Source organism: Brevibacillus sp. B_LB10_24, from assembly GCF_046036945.1.
GTDB lineage: Bacteria > Bacillota > Bacilli > Brevibacillales > Brevibacillaceae > Brevibacillus_C.
In genome coordinates, this window is the sequence record NZ_JBJQOQ010000001.1 from 122,100 (window position 1) to 146,487 (window position 24,388).

A 24,388-nucleotide genomic window follows, 5' to 3' on the forward strand; every position below is an offset into this window, starting at 1 on the left:
TTATGCTCTGAACAGAACGATGTTCGGTTTTTTTACCGTGAGAAAAGCGAGAATGGAGATGATTTCGTGACAAGCGAACCTAACGGCAAGACGACACTGCAGACACTCAGGGAGACGACAGAGCGGCTCGTAGCTGAAAAAGGCTGTCAATCGACGACTATTCGTGACATCGTCAACCGGACGGGAGTGTCGATGGGAGGCATCTACCACTACGTCAAAAGCAAAGACGAGTTGTTCGGGCTGATCCTGCAAGCGCGCATCGAAGAGATTGACCGGCGTTTTCGGGAGGCGGTTTCCCGGGCGGCATGCGGTGATCTGCACAGCCCGCTGCATGTCATTGTCGACGGGTTTCTGCGGCTCATCGCTGAAGAGACACAGGTGTTTCGCAAGGTGCTGCTCTATCTGGTCAGCCGGCAAGAGAATCCGGAAATCGCCAAGGTATTGTCTGACTTTCACGCCAAATGGCGAGAGATCTGCGAGACGTGGATTGAGGCAGGGAAGACAGGCGGAGCGATACCTGCCGCGCTGCCTGCACAGGAGGCGAGTTCTCTGTTGGTTACGTTCTACCTGGGAGTGCTCATCGAAAGTTCCCTCTCTGTCACCGGGCAGAGCAAACAGAGAATATTGAGATTTACCGAAGGGGTATTGACCCAACCGCAACGCTTAGAATGAGGGAGGAAATTCTCATGGCAAAAAAAGTGATCCCCGGACGATTTACCGCACAGTGGGAGGAGCCGTTTGTTGTATTTCTGATCGGCATGCGGATCAACCGCCTAAGTGCTGTTCACAAGTGGCTCCCTGTGTTTCGGGCGATGGTGCCGATGATGCGGGAGTTGTACCAGCATCCGGAGAGCGGCTTTCTGGGGGCGGAAAACTTTCTCATGTGGCGGGGAACCTTGATGGTCCAGTACTGGAAGTCGTTTGAACAGCTGGAGACATACGCACGAGGCGGTCTGCATCTGGAAGCGTGGAAAAAGTTTAACCAATCCGTCGGCACGGACGGGACGGTAGGGGTCTATCATGAGACGTATCTCGTCGAAGCAGGACGGTACGAATGCCTGTACAACAACATGCCCGTCTTCGGATTAGCCAAAGCCGCCCGCCACCTGCCGGCGCTCGGCCGCAAGGAGACGGCGAGGAAGCGCTTGGGCGGCGAAAACGAGCCTGCCGTGCCGTCTCCGCCCAATCCCTGAGCCGCCCGGTCGGCAAGCGGGATTCTTGACCAACAATAAAGGAGAATGCCAAGGTGAGCTTATTTGACACGATGCTTCTGATGCACATCGCAGCCGGCAGTATTTGTCTGGTTGCCGGCGCGCTGGCTGCAGGGGTGAAGAAAAGAAAAGGGGTCCACACCGTATCAGGGGAGATTTACCACGGGGCCTATGTCGTGATATTCATCACGTCGGCCGTGATGGCGGTGCTCAATTGGTCGAAAAGCGGTTTTTTGCTCTATGTCGCCATCTTTTCATACGGGCTGGCGCTGCTCGGCTATCTGGCGAGAAAGCAGCGCTGGAAGAACTGGCTTGCCTCGCACATCGGCGGTATGCTGGGTTCCTATATCGGAGTGATCACGGCGATTCTCGTCGTCAATGGCGAGAACATGCCGCTCATCAGCCAAATTCCTTCGCTGTGGCTGTGGTTCCTTCCGACGATCATCGGCACGCCGATCATCTCTTTTGTCGGCCGGCGGTACACAAAGTCAAATAAATCGGACAAAACATTATAAGCGGCGCCGTGGGTTTGGTTGCCACGCCAGGAGGGCTATGGTACAATTCGTGTGTCTATCTGCGTTATGGTAAGGAGGAGCTTGCTTGCTCTACTATGTGATAGCACTCATCGTCATTGTATTGGACCAGGTAACGAAGTTCGCGGTTGTGAAAAACATGGCTCTCGGCGAATCAATCCCGCTCATTCCCGGCGTGTTTCACTTGACTTCCCACCGCAACATGGGAGCGGCGTTCGGGATTCTGCAAAACCAGCGCTGGCTGTTTGTGGTGATTACCCTGGTCGTCGTCGTGGGGATTATCGTCACACTCTACCGAATCGGCCGCAAACTGCCGGTCACGTCACTTGGCCTGGCGCTTGTCCTGGGCGGAGCGATCGGCAATTTTATCGACAGGGTCAGCACGGGGCAAGTGGTAGACTTTCTCGACTTTACGCTGATTCGCTTCCCGATCTTTAACGTCGCCGATTCGGCCATTACCGTCGGCGTCATCCTGCTTCTGTGGGATGTTCTCACGGAATCGCGGCGGAACCGACGGTAAGGGCATACTAACGAAGAAACGCGACAAGGAGTACGAGATGAACGAGACAACACCCTTTGAACGATACGATTGGACAGTCGATCCGGCGGATAAAGGAGAGCGGATCGACAAGTTCATCACCATGCAGGATCAGGACTGGTCCCGCTCCCAGGTCCAGACCTGGATCAAGGAAGAGCGCGTAACGGTAAATGGCCAGCCGGTCAAAAACAACTACAAGCTGGCGGCGGAAGACGAGGTTACCCTGCGTGTTCCGCCGCCAAAGGAGCTAGACATCAAGCCGGAGGCGATCCCTCTGGACATCGTCTACGAAGACGCCGACCTGGTTGTAGTCAACAAGCCCCGCGGGTTGGTGGTGCATCCCGCGCCGGGGCACTACAGCGGCACCATGGTAAACGGCTTATTGTACCACTGCCGTGACTTGTCCGGGATTAACGGGGTGCTGCGGCCGGGCATCGTCCACCGCATCGACAAGGATACCTCGGGCCTTCTGGTGGCGGCCAAGAACGACAAGGCTCACCTCGGACTGGCTGAACAGCTGAAAGAGCACACGGTAAACCGCAAGTATGTGGCGATTGTCCACGGCGTGATTCCCCACGAAATGGGGACGATCGACGCCCCGATCGGACGCGACCCGAAAAACCGGCAGCAGATGGCGGTCGTCTTTGAGAACAGCAAGCCGGCAGTCACTCATTTTGTCGTGCTGGAACGGTTTAAAGGGTACACTTTGGTGGAATGTAAACTGGAGACGGGGCGGACGCATCAAATTCGCGTACATATGAAGTACATCGGTTATCCATTGGTAGGGGATCCGAAATACGGGCAAAAGGATCGGCTAGAGATAGAAGGGCAAGCGCTCCACGCGAAAACGCTTGGATTTGTCCATCCGCGAACAAAAGAATACCTTGAATTTGATGCGCCGCTGCCTGATGAGCTTAGCGATCTGCTCGCTTATTTGCGTCAGCTCTAAACAGCGCCGGGATATCCCGGCGTATTTTTTTTGACCGATTTATTGGAAAAAATAGGCGAAACAAAGCGGAGTAAATCCTCGTCATTACTCATGGAAATGGGAGAAAATGTGGAGGAATGGCTGCTATACTGCCAGCACAGCTCGGAAAAGTCGTATGCATCTCCGGCGTTTCTATGGGCGGTGAAGGCGGACGGCAGCGAATCGATCCAGCTTGATACAAAGCCTGTTGTCGGCCTGCCAAGATGGTCGCCGATTGAGACGTCTGTGGTCTACTTGGCACAAAACAGCCAGCAGAGTCTCCAGCTAACCCTCTCGCTGACCAAAATAGAACAAGGAAAGGCAACCACCACTCACCCGCTGGGCGACAAGGAACTGCGCGAGGTGTCCTGGATGCCGGACGGCAGAAGCCTGCTGGTGTCCACCTCTGCCAACAAGGATGAGCCGATCCGGATGATGAAAGTGGATCTGTCCGGGAAGCTGCAGGATATGTTTCAAATCGGCGAGAATCAGAAAGCGAATGAAGAGATGTACTTTGAGCAATTCCAGGCAGATGGTTTCGCGGTTTCGCCAAATGGACGCTACGCCGCTTTTTTTGTCCGGCCAAACTCTGCATCCATCTCAACGGGGTAGGCATCTACTTGCTCGACATGCAGCAGCCGGCAAGAGCGGAATCAGTGAGCGGCGGTTTCTCCCGATGGCAGGCAACTGCTCTTTGTCCGGATGGACGGGGCTGAACACGGTTCGCTCTACGTAAAATCGGCAGGCAGCGGGCAGGAGACGGAACTGCTGCGCCACCTTGTCGGCGACTGCGGCTATTACGGCAATTACCTGCCGAAGTGGGTCGCGGTGCACTGGCAAAAATAAGCGAAAATGACGGGTTGACTCCGCTGTCGATTCATGTCATAATCATAGATGACATAAGGAACCTTTAAACCCAGTCCCGTGAGGCTGGCAAGGAATCGGACAACTTTCACACACAGGAGAACGCACCGTTTTTTTCGTGTGTGAAAAGGCTTCTTGCCAGTGCGGCAAGAAGCCTTTTTGTTTTGGCAGCAGAAGTTTTTCGCCAGGAAAATCAAAAGGAGAAGATGGCCGTTGATTGAAAAAAATGTGCTGATGGATGAAGCGGCGATCCGCCGGGCGCTGACGAGAATCGCCCATGAGATCATTGAGCGAAACAAGGGAGTCGAGGATTGCGTCGTCGTCGGCATCAAGACGCGCGGCGTCTATCTAGCCAAACGGCTTGCGGAGCGGATCGGACAGATCGAGAACGCGCAAATTCCCGTAGGCGAGCTGGATATCACCTTTTACCGCGACGACTTGACGCACAAAGCGGAAGACGCCCAGTTCAAAGGAGCCAAGCTTCCGACCGAGGTAACAGGCAAAACCGTGGTGCTCGTCGACGACGTCCTGTATACCGGACGAACCGTCAGGGCCGCGCTCGACGCCCTGATCGACCAGGGCAGGCCGAAGATGATCCAGTTAGCCGTTCTCGTGGATAGAGGACATCGCGAGCTGCCGATCCGGCCGGATTTCGTCGGAAAAAACGTGCCGACATCGCGCAGCGAGATCGTCGCGGTGCAGTTGGCCGAGGTCGACCCGATCGACCAGGTGACGATTCGCCAACACAGTTAACACAGTTGAATACGCCTCTTTAACGCTGATCCCGTGAGGTCGGCAAGAGGATTCCCACATAGCGTATGACAATTGCGTCAGTATGCTGTGAGAAGGTGTCTGCCTCTTTGCCCCCCGGGTAAAGAGGTTTTTTTCTGGGCAAAAGAGATACATGACAGTAGAGAGAAGGGGAAAAAGATGAAGCAAAAAGATTTTATCGACGTTCACGAGACACCTGCACTGACACGGTTGTTTCCACTCAGCATCCAGCACTTGTTCGCGATGTTCGGCTCGACTGTCCTGGTTCCGATCCTGACCGGACTAGACGTATCGGCGGCACTCATCTCAAGCGGAATCGGGACGCTGCTGTTCTTATTCATAACGAAAGGAAAGATTCCCAACTACCTGGGTTCTTCCTTCGCCTTTATCGGTCCCATCATGACTGTCAGCGCAACACAAGGAGTAGGCACGGCACTGCTCGGCTGCTTCCTTTCCGGAATCGTCTACATGATCGTGGCGGCGATCGTCGCCAAGAGCGGGGTCAACTGGCTGAACAAGCTGCTGCCGCCGGTGGTGATCGCTTCGGTCATCGTCGTCATCGGGCTGAGCCTCTCCGGCGTCGCCGTCGATATGGCCACCAACATCAAGGTGGGCGACAAGTCGGTGTTCTCGCTTACCTCGATGGAGGTTTCCTTCGTCACCTTGATCGTGACCATACTCGCGGCCGTGGTGCTGCGCGGATTTTTTGCCCTCATCCCGATCCTGATCGGAATTATCGCCGGGTACGTCTACAGCCTGCTGCGCCACCCGGAAATCGTCGACTGGGCGCAAGTGGTTAACGCAAAGTGGCTGATCAGCCCGGCGGAGATGTTCTCGCAGCATCTGCACGTAGGCTTGATGGTCGAAACGATGAGGACTCCGGGTGCCTGGATCTCCGCGCTGGTCATCGCGCCGGTCGCGTTTGTCACCTTGGCCGAACACCTGGGCCACCTGCTCGTCACCGGGCGCATCCTGAACCGGGATTTGATGAAGGATCCGGGACTGCACCGCAGCCTCTTGGGTGACGGTGTCTCCACCTCGATCGCGGCTTTTCTCGGGGGCCCGCCCAGCACGACGTACGGCGAAAACATCGGCGTCCTGGCGATTACCCGCGTGTACAGCCGCAGTGTCATCGGCCTGGCTGCCGTGTTCGCCATCCTGTTTTCCTTCATCGGGAAGATCAGCGCTCTTTTGATGACCATCCCGACGCCTGTCTTGGGCGGTGTTTCGATCGTGCTGTTCGGTCTGATCGCGGCCCAGGGGCTCAGGATGTACGTCGAGAACAAAGTAGACTTTGCCAATAAGCGGAACATGATTATCACGGCCGCCATTCTCGTTACAGGGATCGGCGGATACAAGATCAGCTTTGCCGACGCCGCCATCTGGCAGTCGTTCTTGTCCAACCTGACGATCGACAATGTCGCCTTCTCCACTTTCCTCGGCATCGTGCTGCATGCGGTGCTGCCGGGCAAGGAGTCGGCGATGGGAGAGCGCGCGGGAGAGTAGCAAATTTCCGGGGTTTTTACAAGAGACAAACGGGAGGGTGCGAAACATGAGAGTACAGCATTTGACGGGTATCAGGGAGCTTGCCGCCGGGCATCTGGAGGCGCTGTTGGAGCGCGCGGAATACTGGGCCAAACGGCCGGGAGAACAGAGCGGACTGCTCGCGGGACGCATCATAGCCAACCTCTTCTTTGAGCCGAGCACGCGGACGCGGTTTTCCTTCGAGGTAGCGCAAAAGCGGCTGGGGGCACACGTGCTTAACTTCGCTGCAGAGTCGTCCTCGACGACCAAGGGGGAAACCATCCTTGACACGCTCCGCATGCTGGAGATGATGGGGGTAGAGGCGGCGGTGATCCGTACCAGTGAAAACGGACTGCTGCAAAACCTGGCCGAGAACGTCCGGCTGCACCTGGTCAATGCCGGTGACGGAACGAACGAACATCCGACCCAGTGTCTCCTGGATCTGCTCACGATCAAACAGCACTTCGGCAAAATCGCCGGCCAGACCATAGCGATCATCGGTGATCTGCGCCACAGCCGCGTCGTCGGCTCGCATCTGCACGCACTGCCAAAATTGGGAGCCAAGCTGCTCCTGGCAGGTCCGCCGGCGATGATGCGGCCAGAGGAAGAGCTGCCGGCCGGCGTCCGTGTAGCCGATCTCGATGAAGCGATCCGCACGGCCGACGTCGTCATGATGCTGCGGGTGCAGCTGGAACGGCATGCAGAAGCGCTGTTTTCTTCCGCGGAAGCATACCACCAGGCATATGGCTTGACGCTGGAGCGTGCCCGGCTGATGAAACCGGGTGCCGTGATCATGCACCCTGGCCCGTTTAACCGCGGCGTAGAGATCCACACCGATTTGGTCGACTCCGACCGCTCGCTGATTTTTACCCAAGTGGCAAACGGCGTCGCAGCACGGATGGCAGTACTTGAAGACTTGATGAACGGGGGAATCGGAACATGGGCATCGTCCTTAGAAACGGTAGGATTTTAAACGAAGCGGGAGAATTGGTGAAACGAGATATTTTGATCGAACATAACCGGATCGCCAAGATAGCGGAATTACTCGACAGCGAGGGTCACGAGGTAATCGAACTGGCCGGAAAGTTTCTTTCCGCCGGCTTGATCGATGTACACGTTCACCTGCGGGAACCAGGTTTTGAAGCCAAGGAAACGATTGAGACAGGTGCAAACGCAGCCGTCCATGGCGGGTTTACGACCGTCGCCTGCATGCCGAACACTCGTCCCGTCATCGACAGCGTGGAGATCGTGCGCAGCATTCTCGACAAGGCGAGCGCGGCAGGGAAAGCCCGCGTGCTGCCTTACGGGGCGATCACCCAGCGGCAGCTTGGCAAAGAACTGACAGATTTCGCTGCCCTTAAAGCCGCAGGCATCTTCGCCCTGACCGATGACGGTGTCGGGGTACAATCGAGCGCGATGATGAAAAAGGCGATGCAGCAGGCCAAGGAGCACGGGCTGTCCATCGTCGCCCACTGCGAAGACGACGACCTGCTTATCCCCGGTGCTGCTCTGCACGACGGCATCACAGCGGCTCGCCACGGACTTCCCGGCATCCCGTCCGAATCGGAGTCGATCCACGTCGGACGCGATATTCTGCTCGCCGAACAGACAGGGGTTCACTACCACGTCTGCCACATCAGCGCGAAGGAGTCGGTGCGGCTGGTGCGCGACGGCAAACGGGCCGGAGTGAATGTCACGGCAGAAGTAAGCCCGCACCATCTGCTCTTGTGCGATGAGGACATTCCGGACGATCTCGATGCCCGCTGGAAGATGAATCCGCCGCTGCGCTCGAAGGAAGACCGGGCCGCTCTCCTGGCCGGACTGAAGGATGGCACGATTGACATGATTGCGACAGACCACGCGCCGCATACAGAAGAGGAAAAGGCCAAGGGCCTGGAGCGGGCGCCGTTTGGCATCGTCGGATCGGAGACGGCGTTTCCGCTGCTCTACACCCATCTGGTGCTGACAGGCGAATTGACTCTGGCCGAGCTGGTGGCGAAGCTGACCGTCAAGCCGGCGGAGATCTTCGGCCTGCCCTACGGAAGACTGGCAGAAGGCGAGCTTGCCGATCTGACAGTCATCGATCTGGAGTCGGAGCGGGAGATTGACCCTGCCCGCTTTGCAAGTAAAGGAAGAAATACGCCGTTTGCCGGGTGGCGGTGCAAAGGCTGGCCGGTGCTGACTATCGTCGACGGCAAGGTAGTTTACCAACAGGAGAAGGAAGAGGAGTGAACCGCATGAGAGCCAGATTGATCTTGGAAGACGGAACGGAGTGCATCGGGGAAGCGTTTGGAGCAGCCGGGGAGAGACGCGGCGAGGTCGTGTTCACGACCGGGATGACCGGTTATCAGGAAGTGCTGTCTGACCCGTCCTTCTGCGGACAACTCGTCGTCATGACCTATCCCTTGATCGGCAATTACGGTGTCAACCGGGACGACTTTGAGGCCGTTCGTCCGTTTATCCACGGCTTCGTCGTCCGCGAGCACTGCGACCAGCCGAGCAACTGGCGCAATGCGCAGACGCTGGACCAACTGCTGAAGGCGTACGACATTCCCGGCATCAGCGGCGTCGATACGCGAATGCTGACCCGCAAGATCCGCCACTACGGCACGCTGCGCGGGATCATTACCACGAGCGGCACACCGGCACAGGAACTGGCAGCACAGCTGGCCTCCACCCCGCTGATGACGGACCAGGTCTCGCGGGTTTCAACCAAAAGCGTGTTTAGCTGCCCGGGAGCGGGAGATCGGATCGTGCTGATCGATTACGGCGCCAAACACGGCATCCTGCGCGAACTGACCAAACGCGGCTGTGACGTCGTCGTCACTCCGTACGACGTGACGGCTGACGAGATTCGCCGGATTCAGCCGGACGGCATCCTCTTGTCCAACGGCCCTGGCGACCCCAAAGACGTGCCGCAATCGATCGAGACGATCCGGCAGCTGCTCGGCGAGTTTCCGCTGTTCGGCATCTGCCTGGGTCATCAACTGCTGGCGCTCGCCTCCGGTGCAGACACGGCCAAAATGAAGTTCGGCCACCGCGGCGGCAACCACCCAGTGAAAGAGCTGGCGACGGGCCGCACCTACATCACGGCGCAAAACCACGGCTATGCGGTAGCTGCCGAGTCGATTCAAGGAACGGGACTGGAAGTGACGCATATCGCCCTAAACGATGGAACGGTTGAAGGACTGCGCCATCCGGACAAACAGGCATTTTCCGTCCAGTACCATCCGGAAGCGGCTCCAGGTCCGTACGATTCGGGATACTTGTTTGACCAGTTTTTGGAAATGGTCGCTCGCGCGAAGGAGGAAAAAACCTATGCCAAAGCTCGATAACATGAAAAAAATCCTCGTCATCGGCTCAGGCCCGATCGTCATCGGACAGGCGGCAGAATTTGACTACGCCGGAACGCAGGCGTGTGAGGCTTTAAAAGAAGAAGGGCTGGAAGTGGTGCTGATCAACTCCAATCCGGCCACGATCATGACCGATACCAACATGGCCGACAAGGTGTACATCGAACCGATTACGCCTGAGTTTGTCGCCCGCGTGATCCGGCAGGAAAAACCGGACGGGCTCCTGCCTACACTGGGCGGACAGACCGGGCTCAACATGGCTGTCGCCCTGGCTGAGGCAGGCGTGCTGGAGGCCGAGAACGTGAAGCTGCTCGGCACCAATCTCGATTCGATCAAGCGGGCGGAAGACCGGGAGTTGTTCCGCGCCCTGATGAACGAGCTGGGCGAACCGGTGCCGGAGTCGGTGATCGTCTCCACTGTAGAAGAAGCGGTAGCGTTTGCGGGTGAGATCGGCTATCCCCTGATCGTCCGCCCGGCGTACACCTTGGGCGGAACCGGCGGCGGCATCTGCGACAACGAGGAGAGCCTGCGGGAGATCGTCGCCAGCGGCCTCAAGTACTCGCCGATCAGCCAATGCCTGATCGAACAGAGCATCGCCGGGATGAAAGAGATCGAGTACGAAGTCATGCGCGACGCCAACGACAACTGCATCGTCGTCTGCAATATGGAAAACATCGACCCGGTCGGGGTCCACACCGGCGACAGCATCGTCGTCGCTCCCAGCCAGACGCTGGCCGACCGCGAGTACCAAATGCTGCGCTCCTCGGCCCTGAGAATCATCCGCGCACTCGGTATCGAAGGCGGCTGCAACGTTCAGTATGCGCTGGATCCGAATAGCTTCCAATACTACGTCATTGAAGTAAACCCGCGGGTCAGCCGCTCCTCGGCGCTGGCTTCCAAGGCGACCGGCTATCCGATCGCCAAAATGGCAGCCAAGATCGCCATCGGCTACACCCTGGATGAACTGAAAAATCCTGTCACCGGACAGACGTACGCATGCTTTGAGCCGACCATCGACTACATCGTCAGCAAAATTCCGCGCTGGCCGTTCGACAAATTCCAGTCGGCCAACCGGAAGCTGGGCACTCAGATGAAGGCGACCGGTGAAGTGATGGCCATCGGCCGCACGTTCGAGGAATCGATCATGAAAGCGATCCGTTCGCTGGAGATCGGCTGTTACCACCTCGAATTGAAGGATGCCGACAAGATTGCCGAAGCAGACCTGCGCCAGCGGCTGCGGACAGCGGACGATGAGCGGCTCTTCCTGATCGCGGAAGCGCTGCGCCGCGGCATCAGCATCGATGAAATTCACGACATGAGCAAGATCGACCTGTTTTTCCTGCACAAGTTTGCCCGCATCGTCGCTTTTGAATCGGAACTGCGCGAAGGCGAACTGGATCAGGAGCTGCTGCGAAAGGCAAAGCGGCTCGGCTTTACCGATCGGAAAATTGGCGAGCTGGCGGGGAGAAGCGAAGAAGACATCCGTCAACTGCGGAAAGCAGGCGGAATCATCCCCGTGTTCAAGATGGTCGATACTTGCGCCGCCGAGTTCGAAGCGGCCACGCCGTACTATTACTCCGCCTACGAGCAGGAGGACGAACGGACCGGGACGAACAAAAAGCGGGTCATCGTGCTCGGTTCCGGCCCAATCCGGATCGGGCAGGGGATCGAATTTGACTACGCCACCGTTCACGCCGTCTGGGCCTTGAAAGAGGCCGGCTACGAGGCGATCATTATCAACAACAATCCGGAAACGGTCTCGACTGACTTCAACACTTCGGACCGCCTGTACTTCGAACCGCTCTACATCGAAGACGTGATGAACATCATCGACCAGGAACAACCGGAAGGCGTCATCGTCCAGTTCGGCGGCCAGACGGCGATCAACCTGGCTGACAAGCTTGCCGCAAGAGGCGTGCGCATTCTCGGCACCAGCCTGGAAAATATCGACGCCGCCGAGAACCGCGAGAAGTTCGAGGCGCTGCTGCGCAAGCTCGATCTGGCGCAGCCGCCGGGCAAAACCGTCACGTCCGTCGCGGAAGCCATCGGAGCGGCAGAATCGATCGGCTTTCCGGTACTGGTCCGCCCCTCCTATGTGCTGGGCGGACGTGCGATGGAGATCGTCTATAACGACGCGGAATTGACTGCCTACATGGAGCAGGCGGTCAAGGTAAATCCGGATCATCCGGTGCTGATCGACCGCTACATGCTTGGAACGGAAGCGGAAGTAGACGCGATTTGCGACGGCGAAAACGTGCTGATCCCGGGTATCATGGAACACATCGAACGGGCCGGGGTTCACTCCGGGGACTCGATCGCGGTCTACCCGCCGCAGTCGCTTTCCGCCGAGATTAAGCGGGAATTGATCGAAATGACGACCAAGCTGGCCCGGGCACTGCAAATCAAGGGGCTGCTCAACATCCAGTTCGTCATCTACAAAAATCGCCCTTATGTCATCGAAGTAAATCCGCGCTCTTCGCGCACGGTGCCGTTCTTGTCCAAAGTCACCGGCATTCCGATGGCCAACATCGCCACCAAGGCGATCCTCGGACATTCGATCATCGAGCAGGGCTTTGAGCCGGGTTACCATCCGGAAGAGCAGATGGTCTCAGTCAAAGTGCCTGTCTTCTCCTTTACCAAACTGCGCCGGGTGGATATCACGCTGGGGCCGGAGATGAAATCGACCGGGGAAGTGATGGGGCGCGAGCAGACGCTGGCCAAGGCGCTGTACAAAGGATTGCTGGCGGCAGGAATGAACATTCCGACGCACGGAACGCTCTTGGTGACGGTGGCTGACAAGGACAAAGCGGAAGCGCTGGGGATTGTCAAACGCTTCCACCTGCTCGGTTTCAAATTGATGGCGACAGACGGTACGGCAGATTGCCTTGAGCAGGCCGGTCTGGCTGTGACGCGGGTGCAAAAACTGTCGGAAGGCACGCCCAACCTGCTGGACGTCATTCGCACGGGCGAGGCCAACATCGTCCTCAACACGTTGACGAGAGGCAAGGCACCGGAGCGGGACGGCTTCCGTATCCGCCGCGAAGCAGTGGAGAACGGTGCCGTCTGTCTGACGTCACTCGATACCGCGACAGCACTGCTGCACGTCCTGGAGACGATCACCTTCTCCACAGAGGCGATGCCGCAGCAGCGTACAGGCAAGGCCGTCGTCGCCCAGTAAAGGAGGAATGAAGGGATGGCATTGTCCGATGACATCCGCGAGCGGATCATCCTCGCCCTCGATTTTTCGTCCGGCGAGGAGATCGAGCGCTGTTTGGCCCAATTGGGTGAGGAAGTGCGCTACGTGAAGGTAGGCATGGAGCTCTTCTACGCTGCCGGCCCCGGTGTCGTCAGCCGGTTGAAGGAGCGAGGCCTCAAGGTCTTCGTCGATTTAAAAGTGCACGACATCCCCAACACGGCCAAGGGGGCGATGAAAAGTCTCGCCCGCCTTGGGGCCGACATGGTCAATGTCCACGTCGCCGGCGGTGCAGCGATGATGGAGGCGGCGCGGGAAGGCTTGGAAGCAGGGGCGTCCGGCCCCGCTCGGCCGCTCTTGATCGGCGTAACGATGCTGACCAGCACCAGTCAGCAGGTGATGAATCAGGAGCTCGGCATCCCCGGTGAGCTGGAAGCCGCGGTCGGTCACTACGCCACACTGGCGAAACGAGCCGGCCTGGACGGCGTCGTGGCCTCGCCGCTGGAAGTGCCGCTGATCAAGCAAGCTGCCGGTGCCGACTTCTACACCGTCACGCCGGGCATCCGCCCCGCCGGTGGGGACCGCGGGGATCAGATACGGGTGACCACTCCGGCAGATGCCTTTGGCCGGGGCAGCGACTTTATTGTCGTCGGCCGGGCGATCACACAGGCAAAAGAACCGTTGGCTGCATGGCAGGCCATGGTGCAATCGATAAAAGGGTGAGGGGAACTTAAGATGAATCAGATGGAAACAACCCAGCTGGCAAAGCAAATCGCAAGCAGTCTGCTGCAAATTGGCGCTGTCCACTTGCGGCCCGATCAGCCGTTTACCTGGACGTCGGGAATCAAGTCGCCGATCTACTGCGACAATCGGGTGACGATGTCTTACCCTGCCGTTCGCAAGCAGATCGCAGACGCTTTTGTCCGGGTGATTCGTGAGCGGTTCCCTGGTGCAGAGGTGATAGCGGGCACGGCTACGGCGGGGATCCCCCATGCAGCATGGGTGGCGGAGCGTTTGGAATTGCCGATGATCTACGTCCGGGACAAGGCCAAGGGGCACGGACGGCAAAACCAGATTGAAGGCGTGCTTCGTCCGAACCAGCAGGTCGTCGTGATCGAAGACTTGATCTCCACTGGCGGAAGCTCGTTAAAAGCGGCGCAGGCAGTACAGGTAGAAGGGGGCAATGTGCTCGGTGTAGCTGCGATTTTCTCCTATCAGTTCCCGTCGGCAGAAGCGCTGTTTGCCGAGGCTGGCATCCCGGTGCACACCCTGTCCAACTATACGGCCCTGTTGGAAGCGGCACGGGAACAAGGCGTGATCGACGCCAATCAGGAGCAGGTTCTTGGACTTTGGAAACAGGATCCACATACGTTTTATCCTGCAAACTAAACAATCCCCTGCATACTCGTCAAAGCGAGCGTGCAGGGGATTTGCCGTTGTTGTATTTTAACCGCCAATCGCGTAGGCGCCAGGGCCGATCAGGGCAACCCCGACTGCCACGGCAATCAGGATGAGATTGTACTCAAACCCATTGGCTGTAGCCCAATAGCCGTTTTTGCCATGGACGGTGAAGATAGCGACCAGCATCGTGACGACGATCAGGAACGCACCGACAGGAGTTAAAAACCCGGCGGCGAACAGCGCACCTCCGACGAGTTCGCTCAAACCGGCCAGCAAAGCCATTGCCGTACCTGGTTTGACCCCGATCGATTCCAGCCACTGGCCGGTTCCTTTCAGGCCGTAACCGCCAAACATGCCAAACAGCTTTTGGGCGCCATGCCCCATGAATGTGAGACCTACGACGAGACGAATGAGTAAAAGACCGAGATTGATCATCATGTCCTCCTTGATTATTAAACTAATGTTACTTACTTTTAATTAGTATTATCCTCACGTTACTTACTTTTGTCAAGTGGCAATTCCGATTCACAGAAAAAAGCATCTGCAGCGCAAGATAGCTGCAGATGCTTTTTATGGGATTAAACGTTAATTTTTAGCCAGCTGCCGATACTTGATCAGCATCGCGATTCGCCACGTCAAAATCATGCCAAAAGCCAAAATGAAAAACAGACCGGCGGATTGCATCGCAGAAATCGAATCGCCAATCCACAGTTTGATGCCGGACCGAATCAAAACGAGACATAACAGAATGGCGATAAACGCCCTGGACCTCTTCAGGTAAATTTCATTTCCCTTCACCTCAAACTTGGAGGAGAGGATCAGCGGAATAGATAGCAATGTACCGGCAAAAAAAGCGAGGATATCATAGGGAAACGGAGACGCCGTTCCCGGGAAAAAAAACATCGCAAACCCCGTCGACATCGCGATCGGAGGGATGATGATTTTTTTCATCGAAACCGGCTTTTTGGCGGCACGCAGGCGAACAAACATCACGAACATGGCCATGCAGAGGCCGACTGCCAAACCGATTACAGCAGGCGACAAGAGATGATCCATGGGAATAATCCCTCCACACCATTTCATTTCATCATACCTATAGTTTACACAATCTCCTCCGGTTCCTCCAATAAAAATATTACAGCTTGGCGAATTTTACGTGTCTCTGGAAACGAATGTATCTGATGGCAAAGAGAAACAATATACGGGACGGGTTAAGGGGAGAGGAGGCGGCCAACAGCAAAACAATCTGTGTTGCTCTTTATCTGCTACGGCTTCGTTGCCACGTTGGCGATCTTTTACGGACTTGTCTACCGTCACAGCTTGGTGGTTACGTTCGTCGCGTTTCACTTGTTCGTCTGCCTTGGGATTCCGATGATTCACGGATGGCGGGAGGGCAGACTGCAGGATATTTGGCAGCGAGTCTGGCGAACCGGGCGAGGCAAGCATGCAAAGGGGCTTTGGGTGGGGTTTTCCAGCGGCATTCTGTTATTCGCCGCGGTGCTCATCGGAACCCGGCTGCTGCTGACGGCGGGCATCGACGGACTTTTGATCCGGCAGACGCTGATGAGCTGGGGACTTTCCTCACGGTTTATCTGGCTGTTTGCCGGTTATATCACGATCGTCAACTCGCTGTTGGAAGAGTGGTTCTGGCGGGGGTTTGTCCTCGAGCGTCTGTCGGTCAGCATGCCCCCCGAGCGGTCCATCCCGCTGACCAGTCTGTTCTTTTCCATCTATCACCTGATTCTGGGCGTCTGCCTGTTCGGCTGGGCCTGGGGAATCGCGATTACTTGTCTGGTGTTTGCGGTGGGCGCCTTCTGGGGCTGGCTTGGTCTTCGCTACCAGTCGATATACGCGAGCTGGTTCAGCCACATGCTGGCCGATCTGGGACTGATGACCGCGCTAGTAAGGTGGATTTTTTAAGGCTGCCGATGTTTGCTTTTCAAGCTGTTCAGCCGCTCGCTGATGACGCCGCTGCGATCGCGCAGGGTATGTTTGTGCAGCAGAAAACGATTCGATTCATCGCTCGGCTGGCCAAATGACACGCCGCTTTGCCGGCAGAGGTCCGAGCAGGCGAGCAGCAGCTCTTCATCTGAAAACGGAAGATTCAAGCTGGTGTACGGCTGGTTTTGTTCAAGCTCGGCCAACCGCTGACGAAGCAGATCGAGCAGTTTTTGATCGTCTAGTCCCAGCTGACGGACGCTTGCACTTGTGTTCTCCAGGTTGCGAATGGCGCTGGCCATCATCTTTATGCCGCCGGCGAAATTTCCCCGCCGCTGATGGTACAAGGCAACGGCGAGCTGGATCAGGCCGACCCAGACAGGATCCTGCGGTTTCCCCAGCTCTTTCCAATACTCTTCCAGGATTTCATGACATTCAAAATAGTCGCGGTCCCCATGGAAATGGACAAGGTAACGGATGTAGGCGTCGGGATATTTCAACATTTATTACGTGAACCCCTTTGTAATCTGATAGGATATAATTATACAGGATTACACGCAGAAAAGGCAGGGAAAAGACGTGACGAAAGAGGAAATCCTCTCCATATTGGAGCAGCAAAACATGAAGGAAATTCTGGAGTTGATTGAGGACGCAAAATCGGGGGAACTGGAAGAGCTGGAACTGGTGGAGAGCATCGGACTGCTCGCTGACGAACGGCTGAACACGGCCGTTTTGGACTTGCTGAGAAGCCTCGGTGTGACCATAACCTACGTAGAGTTCGACGAAGATGATGAAGAAGCTGATGATTGAAGGGAAAATGTGCGCCAAGCCGACGGGCTCTTGGCGCTTTTTCGCGTTTGCTTACTTATATGTCCAAACGCGGTTTTTATTGCGGGTAGCCGGAAAGGTATCTCCTCTTCCCAATTCGATGATCATGGGATCCTCCACATTGGCCCCGGTCTCGCCGATTTCACGGTAGACGGCGTTTTTCGGAGACTTGTCGCCAGCCTTAAATCGGGTTGGTTCCCCCATCTGTTCTCACCTCGCTCTCAACCGTTATTTACGTAGTATCCCCGGGCAGCGACTGCTCATCCACTGCGCTTGGCACAAGCGTGAACAGAGGAAAAGCAAATGTGTGTTCCCGGGGGGCAAAAGCTGATTTTCCTCGGGATGGTCTGATGTACCATTCGAAAGCGGCACCTTCATCATACTTTGTAACTGTATCAGTTCAAGGGGGTGAGGTTAATGAGTTGTGGATGCGGAAAGTCACATTGCCACACCAAATGCAGAAAGTGCTGTAAGAAAAAGTATTACAAGAAGCATTGCTGCTACACACCTTACTACAAGATGAAGTGCCATACCTATCACAAAGGTGGGCATCATCATCACCGCCACCATTACCATGATTCGTCTTCCGGTTCATCGATGTGGGGCGGCCGTTCCATGGGCGGCTGGCACGACGGATGGATGGGCGACGGTTGGAGAGGCTGGGACAGCTAGGGGAACAAAAAGCGCCGCCAAGGCGCTTTTTGCCTTTTCCGACAGGATAAGAAAGCATAACTTCCTTCAGACAGCTTCCTTATCCTGCATGACGAAGTACCTCAGCGTCTGCATCCGGCATTAGCTTCGGTAAAAGCTTCCGCTAAAGAAGGACTCGACTACTTCTTCGAGAAGGCTTCAATCGAAGCTTTTCTTCATGCCAGGCAATCTTTTAAAGCTGCCATCGTACATTAAGACTAAAGCAGAAGGGAGGGAAGAGCTTCATGAACACGAGCATTCCGTCAAAGGACGAACGGCTTTGGGCGACGATCTGCCATCTCGCGGCATTTATCGGCTGTATTATTCCTTTTGGCCACATCTTGGGCCCCCTGGTTGTATGGCTGATCAAGCGGGAGGATGGGGGCTTTGTCGATCAACAGGGGAGGGAAGCAGTTAACTTTAACATCAGCTTTTCTATTTACGGGATCGTCCTCTCTTTGCTCGTCATCATCCTGATCGGAGTTCCGCTGCTGTTTGTGCTGCTGTTGGCGTGGATTGTCATTGTGATCATAGCGGCGGTCAAAGCCAATGAGGGGGTGAATTACCGCTATCCGCTCACCATTCGCTTTCTGAAATAGCGATAGAATCACTTGATCCTTGGGAGTCCAAATTTTCAGAATAAAAAGAGGATTTTTAGTTCGCGTGGCGAATATGCTCGGCAAATGGCATCTCTTCTACGAAGGAGGGATCATCTTGCTCACGGGCATTACCGTCATTGATTTTACACGACATTTGCCAGGTCATTACTGCGGCATCAGGCTCGCCGGGATGGGGGCGGAAGTCATCAAGGTGGAGTCGCTGGGAGACTCTGTCCGCCCTGTTGAAACGGGCGTTTTTACCACTGAAGCCCATGCCTTGTACCCAGACGGGATCGGCAAAAAGAAAAGCGTATGGCTCAACCTGCGGGCGCCGGAAGGGTGCGATTTGGCCTTTGCCTTGGCTGCCGAAGCTGATGTCGTGATCGAAAGCTTCCGGCCGGGCGTCGTCTCCCATCTCGGTTTGGACTATGCCGCGCTTCGCGAGGCAAAGCCGGAGTTGATCTACTGCTCGATCACGGGGTTTGGCCAGACCGGAACCATGGGCCAATTGGGCGGACACGATCTCAACTATCAAGCGGTAAGCGGATTTCTGGGGGTAAACCGGGATGTTGACGGCCGGCCGGTGGTGGCGGAAATTCCGCTTGCCGAGCTGGCTGGAGGATTGTTTGCGGCCGAACAAATCTGCGCGGCTCTCGTTCAAAAAGAACGGTTCGGGCAAGGGGCTTACCTCGATATTGCATTGGTTGACGTCCTGGCATCGTGGCTTTCCATGCGAGTACTGCCGGAATGGACGGGTCAGCGGGGCCAGGAGAGTAGAGAGACCGGCTTTCCGTGTCTGCGAGTCAATTACAATGTGTATGAAGCAGCAGATGGGCGCTTTGTGGCGTTAGCGGCACTGGAGGAAAAGTTCTGGCTGAATTTTTGCTCTGCAGTCGGACGAGAGGACTGGGAACCGTATGGCGGATTGCGGGTCGAAGAAGCGCCGGAATTGTACGAGGAGTTGAAAGGGCTCTTTTTGACCCGGACGCAGGCAGAGTGGAACGAGCTGGGGATGGAGGTTGACTGCTGCTTGACAGCAGTGGAAGAGGCCGATAACTGGGCGAGGAGCATGTACGTCCGGAGCAGGCGCTTCGCCGCTTCGGCTTATGATGAGCCGCCGATTCAGACGACTTCCCCGCTTATCGTTCAAAGCAGGATGGCGGAGGCCGCGTTATACGCAGGGGGCAGTGGAGCGGATACGCACGATGTGCTGCGAAGCAAATTGGCGATTGGCGATTCGGAATTGAGGAAGTACGCCTCATTGGGAATCATACCGGATAAAAAGTGACATCACTGTCGGCGCTGTGAAATCGGCGCCTGTTTTTTTGTTTGGATTCATTACATAATGGGGAAACACCGATCATATGTTACTTTTGGCATTTGAAAATAGATGTTGAGGGAGAGTGGCATATGAGGTGTTCTCTGCTTGGTACGATACTGGCCGTTTCTCTGCTGACAAGCGCATTCCCGCTGTCGGCAGCAGTGGCGGCAGAAGACACGCGGATCGAGGAAACCAGCAGCAAAACAGCAAAATTGCTGCAGGAATTGCTTCGCTTCGATTCAAGCAATCCGGGCGGCCAAACGCTGGGTCAGGCCGAATACCTGAAAAAGCTGTTCGATGCGGCCGGAGCCGAGACGGAGATTATCGTGACTCCTTCGGGCCAGGCCCACTTCATCGCCCGGCTGAAAGGGGACGGTAGCAAAAAACCGGTCCTGCTCGCTGCACACTCCGATGTCGTTCCTGCAGAAAGGAGCGGCTGGAGTGTTGATCCCTTTGCCGGCGTGATTCAGGACGGGTATGTGCTGGGACGAGGAGCGATGGACTTTAAAGGAGGTCAGGCCGTTTTTGCCAGGGCAGTTTTGATGCTGGCGGAAAACAAGGTGCCGCTCTCAAGGGATGTCATTTTTCTGGCCGAGGCGGATGAGGAAGCGGGGGAGTACGGTACGAGTTGGCTGGCTGAGAATTACTGGGAGAAGATCGACGCCGAATTTGCGCTGAATGAAGGCGGGTGGATTTTTCAGAACGGCGCCGGAGAAACCACACAGGTGAACATTACGACTCGCGACAAGATTTACGTCTCGCTGAAACTGACGGCTGCGGGCAAGCCTACGCATTCTTCCCGTCCGATGACGGAGAGTGCTATTTCACACCTGACCCAGGCCTTGGCCAAAATCACTCAATGGGATACCGACCCTACTCTCAACGAGCAGACGCGGGAGTACTTCCGGGCACTGTCGAGAACAGCGAAAGAGCCGCTTGCCAGCCATCTCAAAAAGCTGGCCGAAGGCAAAAAGCCGGAGGAGCTGCGCGAGGCGGGGCGGAAAGTGGTTGAACTTGGCGATTATCCGCTGCTCTGGCACGCTTTGATGCGCAATACTGTCGCGCCGACGATGGTCAATGCCGGTATTAAGGAAAATGTCATCCCGGGTACGGCGGAGGCGATCATAAATGTCCGTCTGGTACCAGGTTCTACTCCCTACGAAGTAATGGAACAACTGCGCAAGGTCGTCAATGATCCCGAGGTGAAAATCGAATTGGCTTCCGGCATGACGGACAGCGAGGCACGGGAATATTACGATAAGAAGACAAATGCTCCGGCATCGCCTGTCGATACGGAACTCTACCGGGCACTGGAGGAAAGCAGCAAGCAGGTTTGGCCCAAGGCAGAGGTAGTTCCGGCCCTGTTCGAGGCGGGGACAGACGGATCTGCCTGGCGGGACAGAGGTGTTCCCGTCTACGGCATCTATCCCTATCCTCTTGACAACGAAACCTTGGAGCGGATGCATGGAAACGATGAAAGAATCTCGATTCGATCACTCAATGAAGGAACAGAGATGATTTATGAAACGCTGCGGAAGGTGGCCGGACGTTAAACCTGATCTGTCTGCCTGGTAAGATTGAGGCAAACAGGAAAACATTTTTCGTTGAGCATGGTTGAATCCTGTGTTAGTATAAGATTATTCTATTGCGAGATGAAACAGCGATCCTGCGATGTACGTTCGGCTGCTTATGTTTTTAACCTTGAGTGTTTCTAGGGAGACAGAACTTCACGTGTATGTCAGGCCCACCTCCGTTTGCGGATGCATGGGAAGGCAGAAGCGTGGACGGGTCACCCACCTGTCAGTGCAGGTTAAAGAAACATGAGGTCGGACGGCAGAGCGGGGGCCTTGTACATAAGACAAGGAAGCCCAGAGCCTTGAAAAGGATCCTGGGCTTTTTTCCATTTTATACAAAAAAGGAGCTGCAGCCATGCATTACTATGGGAATGAGACGGTCATGTCGCTGGAACAGGCCATGGACCTGAAGCCAAACGAAATCCGGGTACTGGAGTGGGTGCGGACTTACGAATTTTTGGAGAATCAATACGGGCTGGACGATCCTGTTCACACTTTTTTGGAGATCAAGTGCGAAGCGGCCGGCGTACGCGTACGGAAAAACCGCATCACTTGTTTCCCGGATTACATCTGCGAAGCGGAAGAGCACTGTCCTGATGCGGAAACAGCACTTCCGGTATTCAAGCGGTGGGCCGAGGAGATCTTGAGCGGCATGAGAACACCGGAAGGCAATGTGTGAATGGCAGAACCGCTGCAATAAAACCTGCAGGCGGTTCTGCCGTTTTTGATTATGGTTGCAAAGTGATCGGAACGCTCCAGTTGACATCGCGGTGCTCTTTTTGCAGGTAGGAGAAGTTCAGTGTCAACTCTGACGGCTTCTGTTCCGTTTCGACCCACAGCCAGCCGTGGAAGTTGACGGTACCGTCCTCATCCCGCTTGTAGTCTAAAGCGACCCCTGGTCTGAGGACATTGCCTTGGCTGTCTTTTACCTTCCATTCTTCCGGCTTGACGGTGCCTTTCGCCAGTTTTCCTTCAATCTCGATCAGGGCTGCCGGTTGATCAATCGTCCAGTAGCTCAGTTTCTCCTCTGTGGAATCGGTTTTCATCCGGAAGCTTTTTGCCGTAACCGTATTGCCTTGATACTCCTGGCTGACCGGCTGTTTGGCTATATGATCAGGTTTTACTGTCATGGAGAAGTCGGCTGGCTCATAGGTGTAAACAGCCTCCAGTTCCAGCGTCAGGTTTTTGACGTCGCCAAGCGGCGCGAATGCGTGCTGTTCATCTTTTTGCCGTGAACCCTCCTCTTTACTCTTGGACATTTGGCTGGTTACTTCGTTCTTTTCGCGGGTCAGATTTGTATCGTTCACATCGTCCCAGGCTGCGACTACTTCCCCTCGTTCGTTGAGCAGACGGTAGTAGAAGCCGTATTCATTCATGTAATAATTGTTTGGATGAAACGGCGGTTGTTTGGCCATTTCCTGCAATAGCTGCTGTTTTTTCTCCTCGCTCATTCCGGGAGGGAAGATGACCTGTCTCTCGCCCGCGACTGCTGGTTGCGATGCTTTTCCCCATCGCGCCTTTATCTGTTTATCCCATTCGGCTGTCAGCTCGGTTTGGAACAGAAGATTCGTAGTGCTCGGCGACAGGTCTACTTGTTTCAAGGAGATGGCAATTCCCTGCGGTGTGGTGTACTGCTGGTTCACCGGAATCACCTTGGATGCGGTTTTGCTCTTTTCCATGTCGATGGGAACTTGCAGATGCCAATTTCCTTTTGTCTTGCCAATTTTATGAATGTCAAGATGGAGGGTCAGCTTGTTGGGTACTTCTTTTTCCAACGGAATTTCCATGTAGCCTTGTTGCGGGTCTGACCTTAGTCCGCCGTCCCAGTCATGGTAGACGGTATTCCCCTTTTCATCGGTCAGGTAGTACTGGTTGTCTTCCCGTGTGATCTCTTCTCCTCTGAGCAGTTCCCGAGGAAGGGCGTTTCCGTCTTTGTCCGCAAGTCCAAACGTAAACACGATGCGTTTCGGATCGGCCAGGACTTCCGTGACGGCGAGCGTGATCCCCTGATCGGTTACCTTCACCTCTGACTGGGTGATAAATCCCTGTTCTGCAGCTTTTTTTACCCCTGCGTCATCCGTGATGTTAAACAACGTTTCTTTTACAAACGCGGCAAACGTCGGAGAGACGAAAGTGCCGAGCGAAATCGCTACAGCCAAACCGGCTGCCGTCCATGTAATTCTTTTCACAATGATCCAACTCCTTTGTTTCATCCTTTGGAATTTTGCTGTCCGGGCCGCTTGCGGGACCGCTTCAGCCGGGGGAAGTTGCGATAAAGTTTCGGCCGTAAACGATTCGGGAAGCGGAGGGGCTGTCAAAGTGAGCAGATCGTCAATGGAATGGCACAACTCCCGATACTGCTGCAGGCGCTGTCGACACTCTTGACATTCATCGAGGTGGCTTTGAATTCGCCTGTTCTCCGCAGAGGGGAGCTCCTGGTCGCAAAATTTCATCAATTCCTCAGAGTGGATACATTTCATACACACCCCCCCCTTCTTTCCTTTTTAACCAGCATTCCTGGAACTTTTTCCGGGCGCGGTGCAGGCGAACCTGTACCGTATTGACGGGGATCATCAACGTTTCACTGATCTCCCTGTAGCTGAGCTGCTCGCTGTGGCGGAGCAGCAACACGATGCGGTAGTCCTCCGGCAAGCTGAGCAAAATCTTCTGAAACGCGGCAGCCTGCTCCTTTTCCAAGTATAGTTTTTCCGGAGTATCATCGTGCGGATGGTCCGAATCGCTGATCGGGATGTTCGGCAGTTCCCTTTTTCGGCGCCGCAGCTCATCCAGACAGTGGTTGATGGCGATGCGATAGATCCAGGCTGAAAATTTCCCTGTTGGGGAATATTCATTCAGCTTGTAATAGATTTTGATAAACACTTCCTGCAGCATATCTTGGGCGTCTTGCGGCTGGCCGACCATTTTGATCAGGACGGCATACAGTCTCGATTTGTACCTGTCGATGATCTGAGCGTAAGCCTGCTGGTTGCCCTGCAAGATCTGTACAATGAGCTCCTGCTCCTCCAGCATGATTTTCTCCTCCTTCAAAAAGGCGTGCTGCGCAGCAACGGATTCCTTTTTGC

Annotated in this window: 27 protein-coding genes and 1 other RNA gene; 22 read left to right on the forward strand and 6 right to left on the reverse strand. The window is 55.6% G+C overall.

Annotated features, from left to right (window positions below; translation table 11 throughout):
• The first annotated feature begins 66 nt into the window (after nucleotides 1–66).
• The 15 genes from ACI7RC_RS00605 (at nucleotide 67) to pyrE (ending at nucleotide 14,343) form a co-directional block, all read left to right on the forward strand.
• Nucleotides 67–672, forward strand: a complete 606-nt coding sequence (locus tag ACI7RC_RS00605; RefSeq protein WP_408106283.1) for a TetR/AcrR family transcriptional regulator — start codon at nucleotides 67–69, stop codon at nucleotides 670–672.
• Between the two features lie 14 nt (nucleotides 673–686).
• The gene (locus ACI7RC_RS00610) at nucleotides 687–1,193 is read left to right on the forward strand and encodes a DUF4188 domain-containing protein (RefSeq protein WP_408106284.1); all 507 of its coding nucleotides are present in this window, start codon (nucleotides 687–689) and stop codon (nucleotides 1,191–1,193) included.
• A 53-nt stretch (nucleotides 1,194–1,246) separates the two neighbouring features.
• Nucleotides 1,247–1,726, forward strand: coding sequence for a DUF2306 domain-containing protein (locus ACI7RC_RS00615; RefSeq protein ID WP_408106285.1), 480 nt, complete (start codon nucleotides 1,247–1,249; stop codon nucleotides 1,724–1,726).
• An 85-nt stretch (nucleotides 1,727–1,811) separates the two neighbouring features.
• The gene (gene lspA / locus ACI7RC_RS00620) at nucleotides 1,812–2,264 is read left to right on the forward strand and encodes a signal peptidase II (RefSeq protein ID WP_408106286.1); all 453 of its coding nucleotides are present in this window, start codon (nucleotides 1,812–1,814) and stop codon (nucleotides 2,262–2,264) included.
• Between the two features lie 37 nt (nucleotides 2,265–2,301).
• On the forward strand, nucleotides 2,302–3,231 hold the full coding sequence (locus ACI7RC_RS00625; RefSeq protein WP_408106287.1) for an RluA family pseudouridine synthase: 930 nt from the start codon (nucleotides 2,302–2,304) through the stop codon (nucleotides 3,229–3,231).
• 108 nt (nucleotides 3,232–3,339) lie between these two features.
• On the forward strand, nucleotides 3,340–3,861 hold the full coding sequence (locus ACI7RC_RS00630) for a TolB-like translocation protein (protein ID WP_408106288.1): 522 nt from the start codon (nucleotides 3,340–3,342) through the stop codon (nucleotides 3,859–3,861).
• A gap of 90 nt (nucleotides 3,862–3,951) precedes the next feature.
• Nucleotides 3,952–4,095 (forward strand): hypothetical protein, encoded by a 144-nt coding sequence (locus ACI7RC_RS00635; RefSeq protein WP_408106289.1) that lies wholly within the window; start codon nucleotides 3,952–3,954, stop codon nucleotides 4,093–4,095.
• Nucleotides 4,096–4,329: 234 nt separating this feature from the next.
• Entirely contained in the window at nucleotides 4,330–4,866 is a 537-nt protein-coding gene (pyrR, locus tag ACI7RC_RS00640) for a bifunctional pyr operon transcriptional regulator/uracil phosphoribosyltransferase PyrR (protein WP_408106702.1), read from the forward strand.
• Between the two features lie 177 nt (nucleotides 4,867–5,043).
• A complete protein-coding gene (locus ACI7RC_RS00645) occupies nucleotides 5,044–6,390 on the forward strand; it encodes a solute carrier family 23 protein (protein WP_408106290.1) in 1,347 nt (448 codons plus the stop codon).
• A 46-nt stretch (nucleotides 6,391–6,436) separates the two neighbouring features.
• Nucleotides 6,437–7,381 carry an aspartate carbamoyltransferase catalytic subunit gene (locus ACI7RC_RS00650; protein ID WP_408106291.1) on the forward strand — a complete coding sequence of 315 codons (945 nt, stop codon included), beginning with the start codon at nucleotides 6,437–6,439 and terminating at the stop codon, nucleotides 7,379–7,381.
• Nucleotides 7,348–8,640 carry a dihydroorotase gene (locus ACI7RC_RS00655; protein ID WP_408106292.1) on the forward strand — a complete coding sequence of 431 codons (1,293 nt, stop codon included), beginning with the start codon at nucleotides 7,348–7,350 and terminating at the stop codon, nucleotides 8,638–8,640. Before ACI7RC_RS00650 ends, ACI7RC_RS00655 begins: the two co-directional genes overlap by 34 nt.
• Nucleotides 8,641–8,645: 5 nt before the next feature.
• A complete protein-coding gene (locus ACI7RC_RS00660; protein ID WP_408106293.1) occupies nucleotides 8,646–9,743 on the forward strand; it encodes a carbamoyl phosphate synthase small subunit in 1,098 nt (365 codons plus the stop codon).
• Nucleotides 9,727–12,939, forward strand: a complete 3,213-nt coding sequence (gene carB, locus ACI7RC_RS00665; RefSeq protein ID WP_408106294.1) for a carbamoyl-phosphate synthase large subunit — start codon at nucleotides 9,727–9,729, stop codon at nucleotides 12,937–12,939. The genes ACI7RC_RS00660 and carB overlap by 17 nt, the downstream gene beginning before the upstream one ends.
• A 15-nt stretch (nucleotides 12,940–12,954) precedes the next feature.
• Nucleotides 12,955–13,677: an orotidine-5'-phosphate decarboxylase gene (gene pyrF, locus ACI7RC_RS00670; RefSeq protein ID WP_408106295.1), complete on the forward strand. Its 723-nt coding sequence runs from the start codon at nucleotides 12,955–12,957 to the stop codon at nucleotides 13,675–13,677.
• Nucleotides 13,678–13,698: 21 nt separating this feature from the next.
• Nucleotides 13,699–14,343 (forward strand): orotate phosphoribosyltransferase, encoded by a 645-nt coding sequence (gene pyrE / locus ACI7RC_RS00675; RefSeq protein WP_408106703.1) that lies wholly within the window; start codon nucleotides 13,699–13,701, stop codon nucleotides 14,341–14,343.
• Between the two features lie 57 nt (nucleotides 14,344–14,400).
• Here pyrE and ACI7RC_RS00680 read toward each other — a convergent pair whose 3' ends face one another.
• Together ACI7RC_RS00680 and ACI7RC_RS00685 are read right to left on the reverse strand one after the other, a co-directional pair.
• A complete protein-coding gene (locus tag ACI7RC_RS00680) occupies nucleotides 14,401–14,790 on the reverse strand; it encodes a DoxX family protein (protein ID WP_408106296.1) in 390 nt (129 codons plus the stop codon).
• A gap of 150 nt (nucleotides 14,791–14,940) precedes the next feature.
• Nucleotides 14,941–15,411, reverse strand: a complete 471-nt coding sequence (locus ACI7RC_RS00685; protein WP_408106297.1) for a CcdC family protein — start codon at nucleotides 15,409–15,411, stop codon at nucleotides 14,941–14,943.
• A gap of 192 nt (nucleotides 15,412–15,603) precedes the next feature.
• On the opposite strand from ACI7RC_RS00685, the gene ACI7RC_RS00690 reads away from it, so the two are divergent.
• Nucleotides 15,604–16,275 carry a CPBP family intramembrane glutamic endopeptidase gene (locus tag ACI7RC_RS00690; RefSeq protein ID WP_408106298.1) on the forward strand — a complete coding sequence of 224 codons (672 nt, stop codon included), beginning with the start codon at nucleotides 15,604–15,606 and terminating at the stop codon, nucleotides 16,273–16,275.
• Here ACI7RC_RS00690 and ACI7RC_RS00695 read toward each other — a convergent pair.
• Nucleotides 16,272–16,796 (reverse strand): DUF309 domain-containing protein, encoded by a 525-nt coding sequence (locus ACI7RC_RS00695; protein WP_408106299.1) that lies wholly within the window; start codon nucleotides 16,794–16,796, stop codon nucleotides 16,272–16,274. The genes ACI7RC_RS00690 and ACI7RC_RS00695 overlap by 4 nt on opposite strands.
• A gap of 76 nt (nucleotides 16,797–16,872) precedes the next feature.
• Here ACI7RC_RS00695 and ACI7RC_RS00700 point away from each other — a divergent pair, with 76 nt between their 5' ends.
• The gene (locus tag ACI7RC_RS00700; RefSeq protein WP_408106300.1) at nucleotides 16,873–17,103 is read left to right on the forward strand and encodes a hypothetical protein; all 231 of its coding nucleotides are present in this window, start codon (nucleotides 16,873–16,875) and stop codon (nucleotides 17,101–17,103) included.
• A 51-nt stretch (nucleotides 17,104–17,154) separates the two neighbouring features.
• On the opposite strand, the gene ACI7RC_RS00705 is transcribed toward ACI7RC_RS00700, so the two are convergent.
• Nucleotides 17,155–17,325, reverse strand: a complete 171-nt coding sequence (locus ACI7RC_RS00705) for a YjzC family protein (RefSeq protein ID WP_408106301.1) — start codon at nucleotides 17,323–17,325, stop codon at nucleotides 17,155–17,157.
• Nucleotides 17,326–18,056: 731 nt separating this feature from the next.
• On the opposite strand from ACI7RC_RS00705, the gene ACI7RC_RS00710 reads away from it, so the two are divergent.
• From ACI7RC_RS00710 to ACI7RC_RS00730, 5 genes are all read left to right on the forward strand, one after another.
• A complete protein-coding gene (locus ACI7RC_RS00710; protein WP_408106302.1) occupies nucleotides 18,057–18,410 on the forward strand; it encodes a DUF4870 domain-containing protein in 354 nt (117 codons plus the stop codon).
• Nucleotides 18,411–18,483: 73 nt separating this feature from the next.
• Entirely contained in the window at nucleotides 18,484–19,698 is a 1,215-nt protein-coding gene (locus ACI7RC_RS00715) for a CaiB/BaiF CoA transferase family protein (protein ID WP_408106704.1), read from the forward strand.
• A 122-nt stretch (nucleotides 19,699–19,820) separates the two neighbouring features.
• Nucleotides 19,821–21,284 (forward strand): M20/M25/M40 family metallo-hydrolase, encoded by a 1,464-nt coding sequence (locus ACI7RC_RS00720; RefSeq protein ID WP_408106303.1) that lies wholly within the window; start codon nucleotides 19,821–19,823, stop codon nucleotides 21,282–21,284.
• A 107-nt stretch (nucleotides 21,285–21,391) separates the two neighbouring features.
• A non-coding RNA gene (ssrS, locus tag ACI7RC_RS00725) (6S RNA) lies at nucleotides 21,392–21,580 on the forward strand.
• Between the two features lie 80 nt (nucleotides 21,581–21,660).
• Nucleotides 21,661–21,984: a hypothetical protein gene (locus tag ACI7RC_RS00730; protein WP_408106304.1), complete on the forward strand. Its 324-nt coding sequence runs from the start codon at nucleotides 21,661–21,663 to the stop codon at nucleotides 21,982–21,984.
• Nucleotides 21,985–22,033: 49 nt separating this feature from the next.
• Here ACI7RC_RS00730 and ACI7RC_RS00735 read toward each other — a convergent pair whose 3' ends face one another.
• Nucleotides 22,034–23,785 carry a DUF4179 domain-containing protein gene (locus ACI7RC_RS00735; protein ID WP_408106305.1) on the reverse strand — a complete coding sequence of 584 codons (1,752 nt, stop codon included), beginning with the start codon at nucleotides 23,783–23,785 and terminating at the stop codon, nucleotides 22,034–22,036.
• The gene (locus ACI7RC_RS00740; protein WP_408106306.1) at nucleotides 23,766–24,335 is read right to left on the reverse strand and encodes an RNA polymerase sigma factor; all 570 of its coding nucleotides are present in this window, start codon (nucleotides 24,333–24,335) and stop codon (nucleotides 23,766–23,768) included. Before ACI7RC_RS00740 ends, ACI7RC_RS00735 begins: the two co-directional genes overlap by 20 nt.
• Nucleotides 24,336–24,388 lie beyond the last annotated feature (53 nt).

What these genes read in the sequence shown, in the direction of transcription:
- ACI7RC_RS00610 (WP_408106284.1), top strand. Translation starts at nt 687, where the DNA reads ATGGCAAAAAAAGTGATCCCCGGACGATTTACCGCACAGTGGGAGGAG.
- ACI7RC_RS00625 (WP_408106287.1), top strand. Translation starts at nt 2,302, where the DNA reads ATGAACGAGACAACACCCTTTGAACGATACGATTGGACAGTCGATCCG.
- ACI7RC_RS00635 (WP_408106289.1), top strand. Translation starts at nt 3,952, where the DNA reads ATGGACGGGGCTGAACACGGTTCGCTCTACGTAAAATCGGCAGGCAGC.
- ACI7RC_RS00645 (WP_408106290.1), top strand. Translation starts at nt 5,044, where the DNA reads ATGAAGCAAAAAGATTTTATCGACGTTCACGAGACACCTGCACTGACA.
- ACI7RC_RS00650 (WP_408106291.1), top strand. Translation starts at nt 6,437, where the DNA reads ATGAGAGTACAGCATTTGACGGGTATCAGGGAGCTTGCCGCCGGGCAT.
- ACI7RC_RS00655 (WP_408106292.1), top strand. Translation starts at nt 7,348, where the DNA reads ATGGGCATCGTCCTTAGAAACGGTAGGATTTTAAACGAAGCGGGAGAA.
- ACI7RC_RS00660 (WP_408106293.1), top strand. Translation starts at nt 8,646, where the DNA reads ATGAGAGCCAGATTGATCTTGGAAGACGGAACGGAGTGCATCGGGGAA.
- carB (WP_408106294.1), top strand. Translation starts at nt 9,727, where the DNA reads ATGCCAAAGCTCGATAACATGAAAAAAATCCTCGTCATCGGCTCAGGC.
- pyrF (WP_408106295.1), top strand. Translation starts at nt 12,955, where the DNA reads ATGGCATTGTCCGATGACATCCGCGAGCGGATCATCCTCGCCCTCGAT.
- pyrE (WP_408106703.1), top strand. Translation starts at nt 13,699, where the DNA reads ATGGAAACAACCCAGCTGGCAAAGCAAATCGCAAGCAGTCTGCTGCAA.
- ACI7RC_RS00680 (WP_408106296.1), bottom strand. Translation starts at nt 14,790, where the DNA reads ATGATCAATCTCGGTCTTTTACTCATTCGTCTCGTCGTAGGTCTCACA.
- ACI7RC_RS00685 (WP_408106297.1), bottom strand. Translation starts at nt 15,411, where the DNA reads ATGGATCATCTCTTGTCGCCTGCTGTAATCGGTTTGGCAGTCGGCCTC.
- ACI7RC_RS00695 (WP_408106299.1), bottom strand. Translation starts at nt 16,796, where the DNA reads ATGTTGAAATATCCCGACGCCTACATCCGTTACCTTGTCCATTTCCAT.
- ACI7RC_RS00705 (WP_408106301.1), bottom strand. Translation starts at nt 17,325, where the DNA reads ATGGGGGAACCAACCCGATTTAAGGCTGGCGACAAGTCTCCGAAAAAC.
- ACI7RC_RS00710 (WP_408106302.1), top strand. Translation starts at nt 18,057, where the DNA reads ATGAACACGAGCATTCCGTCAAAGGACGAACGGCTTTGGGCGACGATC.
- ACI7RC_RS00715 (WP_408106704.1), top strand. Translation starts at nt 18,484, where the DNA reads ATGCTCGGCAAATGGCATCTCTTCTACGAAGGAGGGATCATCTTGCTC.
- ACI7RC_RS00720 (WP_408106303.1), top strand. Translation starts at nt 19,821, where the DNA reads ATGAGGTGTTCTCTGCTTGGTACGATACTGGCCGTTTCTCTGCTGACA.
- ACI7RC_RS00730 (WP_408106304.1), top strand. Translation starts at nt 21,661, where the DNA reads ATGCATTACTATGGGAATGAGACGGTCATGTCGCTGGAACAGGCCATG.
- ACI7RC_RS00735 (WP_408106305.1), bottom strand. Translation starts at nt 23,785, where the DNA reads ATGAAATGTATCCACTCTGAGGAATTGATGAAATTTTGCGACCAGGAG.
- ACI7RC_RS00740 (WP_408106306.1), bottom strand. Translation starts at nt 24,335, where the DNA reads ATGCTGGAGGAGCAGGAGCTCATTGTACAGATCTTGCAGGGCAACCAG.